Annotated in this window: 9 protein-coding genes; 6 read left to right on the plus strand and 3 right to left on the minus strand. The window is 48.4% G+C overall.

Annotated elements, in window-relative coordinates:
- Positions 1-354: 354 nt before the first annotated feature.
- Both VZT47_RS07125 and VZT47_RS07130 read right to left on the minus strand, forming a co-directional pair.
- Positions 355-1107: a LytR/AlgR family response regulator transcription factor gene (locus VZT47_RS07125; protein WP_330224279.1), complete on the minus strand. Its 753-nt coding sequence runs from the start codon at positions 1105-1107 to the stop codon at positions 355-357.
- A 12-nt stretch (positions 1108-1119) separates the two neighbouring features.
- The gene (locus VZT47_RS07130) at positions 1120-2853 is read right to left on the minus strand and encodes a histidine kinase (RefSeq protein ID WP_330224280.1); all 1734 of its coding nucleotides are present in this window, start codon (positions 2851-2853) and stop codon (positions 1120-1122) included.
- Between the two features lie 555 nt (positions 2854-3408).
- Here VZT47_RS07130 and madL point away from each other — a divergent pair.
- The 5 genes from madL to VZT47_RS07155 all read left to right on the plus strand — a co-directional run bounded on the left by madL (position 3409) and on the right by VZT47_RS07155 (position 10024).
- Positions 3409-3804: a malonate transporter subunit MadL gene (madL, locus tag VZT47_RS07135; protein WP_330224281.1), complete on the plus strand. Its 396-nt coding sequence runs from the start codon at positions 3409-3411 to the stop codon at positions 3802-3804.
- An 18-nt stretch (positions 3805-3822) separates the two neighbouring features.
- Positions 3823-4587 carry a malonate transporter subunit MadM gene (madM, locus tag VZT47_RS07140; protein WP_330224282.1) on the plus strand — a complete coding sequence of 255 codons (765 nt, stop codon included), beginning with the start codon at positions 3823-3825 and terminating at the stop codon, positions 4585-4587.
- Positions 4588-4796: 209 nt separating this feature from the next.
- Positions 4797-6470, plus strand: a complete 1674-nt coding sequence (gene mdcA, locus VZT47_RS07145; RefSeq protein WP_330224283.1) for a malonate decarboxylase subunit alpha — start codon at positions 4797-4799, stop codon at positions 6468-6470.
- 444 nt (positions 6471-6914) lie between these two features.
- A complete protein-coding gene (locus tag VZT47_RS07150; RefSeq protein WP_330224284.1) occupies positions 6915-8726 on the plus strand; it encodes a sensor domain-containing diguanylate cyclase in 1812 nt (603 codons plus the stop codon).
- Between the two features lie 296 nt (positions 8727-9022).
- Positions 9023-10024 carry a hypothetical protein gene (locus tag VZT47_RS07155; protein WP_330224285.1) on the plus strand — a complete coding sequence of 334 codons (1002 nt, stop codon included), beginning with the start codon at positions 9023-9025 and terminating at the stop codon, positions 10022-10024.
- Between the two features lie 232 nt (positions 10025-10256).
- Here VZT47_RS07155 and VZT47_RS07160 read toward each other — a convergent pair whose 3' ends face one another.
- A complete protein-coding gene (locus tag VZT47_RS07160) occupies positions 10257-11171 on the minus strand; it encodes a LysR family transcriptional regulator (RefSeq protein ID WP_330224286.1) in 915 nt (304 codons plus the stop codon).
- 701 nt (positions 11172-11872) lie between these two features.
- Here VZT47_RS07160 and fsa point away from each other — a divergent pair.
- Positions 11873-12520 (plus strand): fructose-6-phosphate aldolase, encoded by a 648-nt coding sequence (fsa, locus tag VZT47_RS07165; RefSeq protein WP_330224287.1) that lies wholly within the window; start codon positions 11873-11875, stop codon positions 12518-12520.
- Positions 12521-13128 lie beyond the last annotated feature (608 nt).

Raw genomic sequence — 13128 nt, forward strand, 5'->3', positions numbered from 1 at the left:
ATCGCGATTTGTATCATTAGAATTTTATTAAAGTTTGCTATTTGGGGAAAAGGCTGTCTTTTTCATAGGGAAGCTGTGATCTACGAGGGCTTTTGAATCGGGTATCCCGGGGCAATCGGGATTAGTTTCGGGGTGACCCTGAAGATGCGGCAAAGCCACCGATTGGTCAGGCTCCCCCTGGGGGGAGCTGGCTGCGTCAGACTGAGGGGGAGGGATAAAAACTGGCGGGCTCTCATATTTTGATGCCCGCCACTTCCACGACTAACTGCTAACTGCTAACAGCTAACTGCTAACTGCTAACTGCTAACTGCTAACTTTCCGTGCTTCATCTTATATATTTCCCAAGTCGGACTACTAAATGTGCAGCACTTCTTTGAAGGGTTTGATATAGTGCCGGGATACGGGGATTTTCTGTTTATCGTATCTTGTCATGGTGAGGAGAAGGGTTCCATTATCCTGGGGCTGGATTTCGTGGATCATGGCAAGGTTCACGATATAGCCTTTATGGGTGCGGAAGAAGCCCAGGGGGGTGAGGAGTTTTTCCACGTCTCTTAAAAGCATTCTGGATTCCACGATGCCGCTTGTTGTATAGAAAAGGGTGCGGTCTGTTTTTTCTGTGGAAACGAGGACGATTTCTTTGGCCGGATTGATGCGCAGGGTCTTGTCTTTTGTCTGGATGGAAATTTTCTGGTCATCGTAGGTGACTTCGCCCGGTACGCTGGCAGTCTGGCGGATATCGAGGCTTGCCTGGAGCCTTTCCACGGCCCGTCTCATTCTGGCTTCGTTGTAGGGTTTCAGGATGTAGTCGAAAGCTTCCAGTTCGAAGGCCTGGAGGGCAAACTGGCTGTAGCCTGTGGCAAAGACGATTTTTATGGGGAGCCCCATTTTTTGGATTTCTTTGGCACATTCGAGGCCGTTCATGATGGGCATTTCGATATCGAGGAAAAGCATATCCACATGGGGATGGGCTTTGAGGAAGGCAAGGACTTCCCGTCCGTTTCCGCATTCTCCCACGATTTTGACGCCGGGGATGGAGGAAAGTTCATATTTCAATTCGCCTCTTGCCGGGAGTTCGTCGTCGGCTACGAGGATTCGTATTTCTTCCATGGGATTTCCTCCTTATTCTTTGACTGAGGGATGCAGGACGATGGTCTGGGAAATGGTATCTTCCGGGGATTCTTCCACTTTCTTTTCGGGCTCCATTTTCGGGATATTCGCAAAGACGAGGGTGCCTTTTCCTTCGCGGCTCACGATGTGAAGGCCTGCCGATTTCCCAAAGAGGGAAAGGAGACGCTGATGTACATTGATGAGTCCGATATGGTCCCGCCGTTTGTGATCGATGAGGAGTTTTTTCCTCTTTGCCGGGGATATGCCCACGCCTGTATCGAGGACGTAGAGTTTGTTGTATTTCGGATGTTCGATGAGGCCTACCCGGATTTTTCCGCCTTCCGGCCGTTTGAAGACGCCATGAATGACCGCATTTTCTACCAAAGGCTGCAGCAGGAGGGGCGGTACCAGGATGGTATCCATTTTGCCTTCAGGGAATTCATAGGAAATAAGGAGACGGTCGCCAAACCGGGCCCGCTGGAGTTCCGTGTAGCATTCGATGACGTGTATTTCCTCGGAAAGGGGAATGAGTTTCGACGGATTGTTCAGGCTGTGCCGGAAATAGTCGGACAGGTACTGAATGAGTTTTCGCGCCGTATCCGGGTCGCTCCGCACGTAGTAGGAAATGGTATTTAATGTGTTGTAGAGGAAATGGGGATTGATCTGGGCCTGGAGTGCCCGGATTTCCGCTTCTGCCAGGAGGTTTTCCTCTTCTTTCATTTTTTCATATTCATAAATGGCTTCCAGCACCTGACCGATGCCGTGAAGGAATTCGATGCCCAGTTTCGTGAAGGTTTCGCCCTTCGTCTTGGAGGCGATAATGTAGCCGATATTTTCATCTTTGTACCGGATGGGGAGTTTCATGAGGTGAGGCATGTCGGGGAGTGTCTTCTGCAGTTTCAGGATGGCGATTTCCGCTTCTCCCTGTGTCTTGTCCGCATCGGTCTGGTAATGGGTTTTCGTATAGATTTCCCCATTGTAAACAATGGCGGCCCAGATGAGGCTGGGAAGGGAGGAAACCATGAGATCCGCGGCTTTGGAGAAATTGGCTTCATTGAAGCCGTCATGAAGGGTATTGAAAAGGGTGTAAACCGCATTGAAGGTAGTCTTCGTGGTTTCTGTTTTTTCCGTATCTCTCTGACGGTTGAAGAAATCGATGACCAGGTAGAAAATCCCTACGGCTGCGGAACAGAGGAGGATGATAATCGTGGAAAGGCCCAGGTAATTGTCGGGGTTTTCGATGGATGCCGGATAGGTGAAGAAAGCAAAGAAGACCCAGAAAAGGATTTCCAGAATGAGGGAATAGAGAAGGGCCCAGCGCCAGAGCTGGTGATGATGCTCTTTCAGCCGGGAAGAAAGGAAACCGGCTGCCACGCCCTGAAGGATGGAAAGGCCCCCGTGAATATAGGCAAAATCGGTATCAATAAAGAAAGCGCGGTGAATCCCGCCGATAATTCCGGTAATCGTTCCGACAATCGGACCACCTACGAAACCGGACAGAATAATGCCGACAGCACGGAAATTCAGGACACCGCTGATGCCGACATACATATTCCAGTACGTCCCTACGATGGTGAGGAGGGAAAAAATCACCGTAAAAAGAATGATTTGTTTTTGGGTAATCGTTTTCGCCGTAATGGCTTCGCGGACAATAGCCGTCCGGCATACGAGGAGCAGGAGGATCAGGAAAATGGAAATCCCGAACCAAACATACTGGGCCCCGATCATCCAGGAATTGTTGTACATGGCGGGCCTCCCTTCGAAGAAAAGACAGGAAGAAATATTTTCAACTCTATTATAAACGATTTCAGGGAAGAAAGGAAAAGAGGACAGGCGTGGGAACTATACAGATTGACAGGACAGGAAAAAGCAGGATTTAAGAAAGTTAATGGGGAATGGTGTCAGCTGCCGGCCGCCGGTTTGAGAGGAATTTCCAACTATAAGGAAATGAAGCTGTATGAGATAAGCTGCATAGGCTGAAAGTCCCATCGTCCGACCGGGCACAATGCAGCTGTTGACCATTAATCATAAACAGTTCTCCCGCGGGAATGAACCTTCTGAGAATTGTGGACTGATAACTAATAACTTATAATAAAAGGCAAATATCATAGCATATAATCTATATAATTTCAACTAAATGATTCCAAGATGCATCTTACCGCCGATTTCCTGCATCTTAACTAATATAATTTTAATTTAGCCCCATTTCTGCTATACTTATATTAGAGAAATCTAAAAAGGCCTGCGGGGCCGGGTTGAAGAATCGGTGAGAGAGGTTCTTCAGGAAAGGAAGGGTATGAAATGATTATTTACGGTGTAGCATTGCTCGCCGGCTGTTACATGGTTGGCAATTTTATCGGTGATGTGCTTGGCAAAGTCCTGGGAGTCCAGGCCAATATCGGCGGTGTCGGTTTTGCCATGCTGCTCCTCATCATTATTTCCACCTGGGCTATTCAGAAAGGCTATATGAAAGCCCCGGAAGAACAGGGCATTAAATTCTGGAGTGCCATGTATATTCCCATCGTAGTAGCTATGAGTTCCATCCAGAATGTAGCCGCAGCCCTTTCCGGAGGCCTCGTAGCCATCCTTGGCGGAATTTTAGCCGTAGCCATCGGATTCCTGCTGATTCCGGTACTTGTCGGCAAACGGAGCGATGAAAAAGTTTCCGAAGCGGACCTGGCGAAAGACCAGAAATAATTACAGGAGGAAAATACAATGGATATCGCAGCAATGATTACCAAACTTTTCGCCAAAAATGGAATGATTTTCTCCTTCATGCTTCTTGGCATCGTCATGTTCGTATCTTATAAACTGGCAGGCCTCACAAAAGGCCGTATCCACGGTTCTGCCATCGCCATTTTTGCCGGTCTCGTCCTGGCTTATATCGGCGGTGAAATTACCGGAGGAAATAAAGGGATTGCAGACGTTCCCCTTTTCGCAGGAATGGGACTTGTGGGCGGAGCCATGTTCAGAGATTTCGCCATCGTTTCTACCGCTTTCGGCGCCGATCTTCGGGAAGTGAAGAAAATCGGTTTCCGCGGAGTCGCTTCCCTCCTGATTGGTGAATTCACCTGCCTTGTAGCAGGGATTGCAGTGGCTTATCCATTGGGCTATACTTCTGCCGTAGATTTGGTTACGATCGGAGGCGGAGTTGCCACTTTCGTAGTAGGACCTGTAACCGGAGCAGCTTTGGGCGCATCTTCTGAAGTGATTGCCATTTCCATTGCAGCAGGAGTTGTAAAATCTGTTTTAGTTATGGTTGTTACTCCCTTTGTGGCAAAACCCCTTCATATCAACAATCCCCAGTCTGCCATGGCTTTTGGCGGAATTATGGGAACTACATCAGGAACTGCAGCAGGGATGGCGGCAGTCAATCCGAAACTGGTTCCTTATGCAGCTATGACCGCAACTTTTTATACGGGTCTGGGATGCCTCCTTTTCCCCTCTGTCTTCTATTTCCTGACCCAGATGATTTTCTGAAAACCATTCCGGCAGGTCACAATTCCCTTCCCGTACCTGCCGGAGTTTCTCTCCCCCCGGAGGGCGGCGCATGATGGCCTCATATATCTGCATTTTGGTGAATTTTTCAATGACATGAGAGAAATTTTTCTGTATAATAAGTACGCAAGTAAAGAAAAGAGAACCTGACTATATTTCCCTATATTTCTAAAACAGAAAGGAACCAAGAAATGTTAGAAATCAAACCGTGCAACAAAAACTGGCATACCAGAGGCGACGATACGGCAGCAAGAATTGCTGCAGCTAAACCTTATGCAGACGGAAAAATCGTCGATGCTTCCAATACCGTAAAACTGCTGGAAGCCATCCTCCGCCCGGGCGATATGGTCAATATTGAAGGGGATAACCAGAAACAGGCAGATTTCCTGGCAAAGGAACTGTGCAAAGTGGATCCCGCAAAGGTTCATGACCTCCACATGATCCAGTCCACCCTTTCCATTCCGGAACATCTCGATGTCTTTGAAAAGGGTATCGCAAAGAAACTGGACTTCGCTTACGCAGGAAGCCAGGGGAAACGTCTGGCTGTCATGGTCCAGGACGGCTCTATCGAACTGGGCGCTATTCATACGTACCTGGAAATGTATTCCCGTTATTTCATGGACCTGGTACCGAGAGTTTCCCTCGTCTGCGCAGATGCAGCCGATAAGGATGGAAATATCTATACCGGTTTCTCCACCGAAGATACCCCGGCTATCGTGGAAGCAACCAAATTTAATCAGGGCATCGTGATTTTCCAGGTCAACAAGATTGTAGATAAAGTTTCCCGTGTGGATATTCCTTCCGACTGGGTCGATTTTGTAGTAGAAGCTCCGCAGCCTTACCTGCTGAATCCGCTCTTTACCAGAGATCCTGCAAAAATCGGCAATGAACGCGTCATGAAAGCCATGATGGCGATCAAAGGTATTTATGCGGAATATGGCGTCAAAGTTTTGAACCATGGCGTAGGTTTTGATACGGCCGCTGTAGAACTGCTCCTCCCGACTTTCGGCGAATCCCTGGGCCTCAAGGGCAAAATCTGCACCCATTGGGTACTGAATCCGCATCCGACCCTGATTCCGGCCATCGAAACCGGCTGGGTACAGGCTGTATACTCCTTCGGCTCCGAAGTAGGTATGGAAGAATACATCAAGGCAAGACCGGACATTTTCGCTATCGGACCGGACGGTACCATGCGTTCCAACCGCGCATACTGCCAGGCAGCCGGCCATTATGCAGCAGATATGTTCATCGGTTCCACCATGCAGATCGATAAATTCGGCAACTCTTCCACCGCTACAAAGAACAATGTAGCCGGTTTCGGCGGCGCTCCGAATATGGGCTGCGATGCAAAAGGCCGCCGTCATGTATCAGAGGCCTGGGCAAAAGCCGGCTCCGAAGTGGCAAACCGTTTTGAACTCATGGGCGATGCAAACCGCGGCAAAAAACTGGTTGTCCAGCTTATTACCACCGTTTCTGCCAAAGGTTTCCCGGGCTTCGTAGATCAGCTCGATGCAGTCGCTTTGAAGAAGAATGCAAACCTGGATCTCGAACCGATCATGATTTACTCCGACGATCTCACCCATATCGTTTCCGAAGTGGGTATCGCTTATCTCCATAAGTGCCATGATATGCAGGAAAGAATGGATGCTATCCGCGCCGTAGCAGGCAAGACCGAAGTTGGCCGTCAGGAAGATCCGGAAGTGACAAAGAGACTCCGCAAAGAAGGCATCGTCAAACTGCCGGAAGACCTGGGCATCAATCCTGCCAATGCAACCCGTGAACTCCTCGCAGCAAAGAATATGAAAGACCTTGTAGACTGGTCCGGCGGACTCTACAATCCTCCGGCTAAGTTCAGAAACTGGTAATGCAGCCGTTCGTTATCAGACGTTAGCCTCAGTATTAAAAAACCCGTTTCCCATGAGGAAGCGGGTTTTTATTGTGGGAAACAGGCTTTCAATGAGTATGCGGATGGGACGGGAAACAGGGTCATTTGATTCTGCGGCAGAGTATGTTCACGATTACTGAGAATAACAGCTTCGCCGCCGCCTTCTTTTCCGCTTTCGGCAGAGTGAAAGAAGACAGGAAATAGAAATTCCGATTGACCGCAAAATAGATTCATGGAATTGACGGGCCTTTCATGAGTTAAGAATTCTGTTATTTATATATCGTACTGTTTATTTAAGATAAAAATCATGGTATTATAAAATGTATAAATAGCAGACCCCAATCTGATTTATGATTGAGTAGAGAGGGCGAAGGCATTTCCTCTCAGGATGCCTGCAGGCAGAATCTTTGCAGGGAGGATCTCATTGAAACAGTACAATTATGAACTGAAAGGACCGGACAGTCTGAAAAAGGCTGTGGCTGAGATGAAGGAAAGGATGAAGAGGGAAGATGGAAACCTTTTCATCATGTTTTTTCATGCAGGGAATGACCCGGCAATCATTGCTTCGGATCTGAAGCAACTTTCCTGCGCTTTTCCCGGCGTCCCTGTTTCCGGCATGAACAATTCCGGGGGCATCATGGGTGGTCACCGGGTGCTGGGGAATTCGGTGCTTTCTTTCCTTCTCTTCAAAAATACGGAAATGAAACTTTTCGTATATGATATGAACAGTCTTTCCATAAAAGATGCGGCAGAAAAGGCGCTGGCGGATTTTCAGAAAATCAGAAACCTTGCGGGAGTGGAAATCCTGATTTCCATTGAAATTTCCAGAATGGTCGGCTTCTTTGATGTGCTGGACAGGCTTTCTCCTTCCGTGGCTGTCTTTGGAGGCGCTGCCGATTCTTACACGCCCGGGAGCACAGCTTATATTTTTGCAGGAGAAAAAGTGCTGACGAATGCCATTGTCTGCCTGACTTTTGCAGGAGATGTGACCATCGATGTCCATATGAATCTGGGCTGGCAGCCTCTGGGGCGGTATATGACCGTAACTGCCATGGAAGGCGATACCATCCTCAAAGAACTGGATCACCGGCCGGTAGCAGAAATCTATGCAAAATACCTGAATATAAAGAATACTTCTTCCTTCGGAAGAGATGTGCTTTCATTTCCCCTGATCCTGATCAGGGATGACCATATGGTGGCCAGACTTCCCGACGGCTGCCGCCCTGATGGAGCCCTTGTGATGGGAGGAAACGTGTTTGAAGGGGAAAAATGCCGCCTGGCCTATGGGGATCCCAATGAAATCATCCGCCGCTGCCAGGAGAGTACGAGAAAAATCGCCGATTTCGGGGCGGAAGGGATCCTGATTTTTTCCTGCATTACCCGACGAATTTTCCTCAAGGAAGATTCCGACCGGATTCTGGCGCCCTATGAAGCCATTGCTCCTGCGTCGGGCGGTTACTGTCATGGGGAAATCAGCCGCCGGGATGGAAAAACAAGCGGTCTCAATATGACCCTGGTGGCTGCCGCATTCCGTGAAAAAAACGGGCCTGAAAGGCCGGCTGCTTATGGGGCGGAAACGAAAAACATCGTCTTTGGCAGCGATAAAGTGACCACCATCCAGAGACTGGCTTCCTTTGTCACTGTATCTTCCTCAGAACTGGAAGAAACGAACAGGAAACTGGAAGAAGCCAATGAAAAACTGGAAAAACTGAATGGGGAACTGGCAGAAGCAAACGCCCGCCTTTCCTATATGGCTTCCCACGATGGCCTGACAGACCTTTTCAACCGGGAAATCATGGAAAAGGAGCTTCATCGGCTGATGAGAAAAAACAGGTCCGGAGAGATCAATTTCTGTGCCATCATGGTGGATCTGGATGATTTCAAAAAAATCAATGATACCTTTGGCCATGATGAAGGGGACCGGGTGCTGAAAGAACTGGCGGGGATTCTGAAGGAAAAAATGCCGGAAAATGGCATGGCCGGCCGCTGGGGCGGCGATGAATTTGTGGCGCTCCTGCCGGATTCAGGAAGAGAGGAAGCCCTGAAAACAGCAGAATGGATCCGTTCTTCCGTGCTGAACCGGATTTCCCGCTGTGATGGGGAAGCACTCTCTGTCAGCCTTGGTATCGCCGAATCCACGGGGAGTGAACATACCGATTCCTTCTACCGCCGCCTGGACAATGCCCTTTACCGGGCCAAGAAATCGGGGAAAAACGCGATCGTGGTCATGGAATGAGATCAGCTGAGAAGTCAGCCATCAGCTGTTTGTGGAAATAGAAGTGCCGCTCCCCTGAAGGGCGGCATTTTTAGCGGAAGATTTCCGATTCATGAAATCAATTTCCCATGATGGATGATGACGGGCCCCTTTGTAACAGCCCGGACCTGCAGGCTGCCCGTGTATGGGGATGGGGCGGAAACCGGATTTCTACAGATAGAGAATGCAGGGGTGTTGATTTCTCATCTTTCACCACTCTTTATAATGACTGTCCCATAAGGTATAATCGAGAGGAATATAGAGCAAAGGAGCAGGTCATGGCCAGAAAATCTGATTTGGAAGAGGGAAATCTCTTTTCCTTCGACAGGGAAGAAAAGGGAATTTCTGCAGCCGGGAAAACAGGCAGAAAGAAAAAAGCCGATTCCAGGGAGAAGACGGGAGCCGCTGAAAAGAAGGAAATAAAAACAACCCGCAAAAGGGGCGGAAAGGGAAAGGCTCCCAAAGAAGAGGAACCGGCTCTTTTTGCCATGCCTCCGGAAACTCCGCCCGAAAAGAAAGGCAGGGGAAAATCATCACCGGAAGCAAAGAGAAAGGCAAAATCCGCTGCCGGAAAAACTTTGAAAAAGACCGCCAAACCGGCCTCTGCGCCGCAGATAAAAAATGGGTCCGTGGAAATACCGGAAAAATCAGTCCCTTCCGGGCTCTCCGCAGGCGAAATGGCCGCCGCAAAGGCCTGGAAAGAAAAATTCTGGGAATTCGACCTGACGAAGCCATCCCAGTATATGAAAGACACCATGAAAGAATCCATGCTCTCCGAAGGCTTCGGCAAGAGGGAAGCAAATAAAGTATTCAAAGGACTTTTCTTCAAGGAAAAAGTCTGCAATACGAAGACCCAGGCCGTCGAGTACCTCCTGACCATTCCCAATTCCTATGCGGTGAAATATAAAATCGGCATTCCTCCTTCTCCACAGATGGAAAAACTGGAAAAACGGCTTCATGAAAAAGAAGAAAGGCTGGAGAAATGCAAAGAAGAGGGGGCAAAGAAATTTCAGGTGGATTTCCTCACCTGCCCCCACTGCAAGTCCAGAGTGAATACAAAATTCGTCCATCCGCCCCTCTGCCCGGTGTGCGGAGAAGATCTCCGGTCAGAAACGGCCATCAAAACGCTGACGACCCTGGAGGAAGCGGTGAAAGACCTCTCTAAAAGGTATGAAGATACGGCCCGCCGGTATAACAGCAAGTTTACAGGCGGGGAAAAATGGATTATACGGCTGGTGAATCCCCTGTACGAAGATGAGGATGACAATAAAAAGAAATAGCCGGATTTTAAAAAAGTTTTCAGTTATCAGTTCTCAGTGAAGGGGCGGCGCAGCAATGAAAAGCGCCGCTTTTTATATGGGTATCCATGACTATTTCTAATGGAAAATATATCAAAAAGCCCGCTTCTGATCTGATGCGGGCTTTCCTTGACTGATAACTGCGAATTGAGAAATGATAACTTTTTGACCTGTGGCCTTCCGGCCCTTTATTTCCATCCGGTTTCCCAAACAATCACCGTTCCGGCGGGAGGCCTGCGTATTCTCTGGCAAAATCGGAGAAGTTATCGATGATATATTTCTTCAGAAGTTCTGCCGGGGGAGACAGTTTTTCGCCTTTCTTCCAGGAGAGGGAAATGTATCGCTGGCAGCTGGGGGAAGCGATGGGGACCAGGGCCACATGATCTCCGCCTACGCCATGCCAGGTAATGCGGGGTGCGAAAGATACGCCCAGGCCTGCCCGGATAAATTCGCGGACTGTCATGGGGCTGTCGCTTTCCAGGACTACATGAGGGACAAACCCTGCCATACGGCAGTAAAAATCGGTAATGGTCCGAAGGCTGGCGCCGGCTTCCAGGGAAATAAATCCGGCTTTCTCAAATTCATCCAGATTGACCGACGATTCCCTGGCATGGGGATCCGTATCCGGCATGGCCAGCATGATATCTTCCTTCAGAAGGGTCACGGAATGGTCATTCTCGATCGGATTGATAGAGGAGGACAGGAAAAGGTCCACATGGTTCTGTCCGCCCTGGCCGGGCTTCGAATGCTGCTGGAGGATTTCAAAGCGGATATCCGGATGTTCCTGACGGAAACGGGTGAGGAAGGACGGAATGATCATGGAAGCGGCGAAAAGGGAAATGGTGACCGTCAGTTTCTGGGCTTCCTTCGTGTCTGCCAGTTCCTTCTGGGCGCCATGAAGTTCCTGCATAATGCGGTTCGTATGGCGCAGCAGGATTTCACCGTACTTGGTGAGAACGATATTTCTGCCGCTTCTGGAAAAAAGGGGCACCCCCAGTTCCGTTTCCAGCACTTTGATGGTATGGGAAAGGGAAGGCTGGGAAATATGAAGGGCTTCGGCCGCACGGGTCAGGTGCTGGAGTTCAGCCGTTTTCTGGAAATAGCTCAAAGCGAGGAGTGTCAGTTTCATAGGAATCCCCTGAACTTTCTTTGAATAAAGATTGATAATTACTTTACACTAATTATACACTGCAGGCTATCAATAATCAATAAACAGGATGATTCATGCATTGGAATATAGACATATACGGGAAATTGTTATTATTTCGTAAGATATATAGAGGAATAGGGAGACAATGGCCTATGAATAGAAGGAAACTAAAGGATTGGCAGCTTTTGAATCGGGGCTATCGGGGGGGCGGGATTATCGGGACTATCGGGAAGGTGTGCCGCTGGTGCGGCACAAATATATATGGGGCCAGCAAAACATGGCATACTTACCTATTAATCCCAACGTATAGCTTCCAGCCATACTTTTTTCTCCGGTAATCATTCTTCGGACCTATTGACTATTCCACAACGTACAGTTTTCCTGTCATCATGTTTTCCATTTCCCTTTCAACTTCACCTTGCCTGGTTACTTATATTAAGGCTTTTTCACCTCGCCTGTGCACTGTTCCCATATAAAATTGGCGGCCATCAGGCCGCCAACTTCCCGAGTTTCCCGATACTCCCGAGAATCCAGAGATTCCCGAAACAAAAGTCAGCTCACCTGAATTGAATTCATAGTTTTCATATACTCCCATAAACTTCATACGAAAAAACCATTGACAGAAATCGTCTCCGGTGCAAAAATGTATTTGTCTATCAATTAGAAAAGGAGTAAAGAAAATGGAATTATTTATTGATACCGCTGATGTAGAAGCGATCCGCAAAGCCAATGATATGGGCTTTATTTCCGGTGTAACCACCAATCCGTCCCTCATTGCGAAAGAAGGGAAGGATTTCCATGCAACCATTAAAGAAATCGCCTCCATTGTGGATGGCCCTGTTTCCGCCGAAGTTTTGTCTGATGATGCCAGAGGTATGGTGGAAGAAGGCAAAGTCCTTTCCGGACTGGATCCCCATGTAGTTGTCAAAATCCCCATGACTCCGGAAGGCATGAAGGCTGTCAAACAGCTTTCAAAACTGGGCATCCGTACCAATGTGACCCTCGTATTTTCTGCCAATCAGGCACTCCTCGCTGCCCGGGCCGGTGCCACCTATGTCAGTCCTTTCGTAGGCCGTATCGATGATATCGGCTGGGACGGAGTGGAACTGATTCAGACCATTTCTGAAATGTTTGAACTTCACGGCATTGAAACAAAAATCATCGCCGCTTCCATCCGCAAACCTCAGCACATCACCCAGTGCGCCCTGGCCGGAGCTGATATTGCTACCGTTCCTTTCCAGGTCCTCATGGGTGCCATGAAACATCCGCTGACCGACAATGGAATCGCCCGTTTCAAGGCTGACTGGGCTGCAGCGAAGATGAAATAATTTCCCTGGTTGCCCCTGCAACCATCCTGACCGGTTTACTTTTGAATCGGGGGTAACGGGAATATCGGGGTTGTCGGGACTGTCGGGAAGGATATGGTTCCCCTGCGGGAAACCAATTTTATAAAGTGCGCTCTGCGCACGGGCCCCTGGCCCTGCTGAGCTGTATTCTCATTTGCATTCGATAAAAGAAAGACCAATCAGATGAATGTCTGACTGGCCTTTTTATTTTGTCATTTGTGGTCTATTCGATTTAAGTCTCTATGTGTGGGCCGCAGGCCCATATATAAAAAATTGAGGGTGTACAAAAATAGAAATCATTACTTTAAGAACTTCAGGGGAAATAGTTATCAGTTATTAGTTATCAGTTCGCAGTTGCGGTGGCCGCCTTTACATTGGAGAGGCGGCCTTTTTATATAAAAATTTAACCATTTCTGATGAAAACTGTGTATAAAAATGGCCCGCTATCCAATTGGTGTGCCTTCGTCAAGTAGGAGAATGAAATATAATAAAATTTTTTCGACCAAAATGCCCTGGCAGGGCCTTGACTGAACCTGAGCAAAATGATGTCTGCTAGAGAAGGGCTTCAAGCCATAGGGCTTAGAATTCTA

The organism is Dialister sp., from assembly GCF_036343215.1.
Classification (GTDB): domain Bacteria; phylum Bacillota; class Negativicutes; order Veillonellales; family Dialisteraceae; genus Dialister.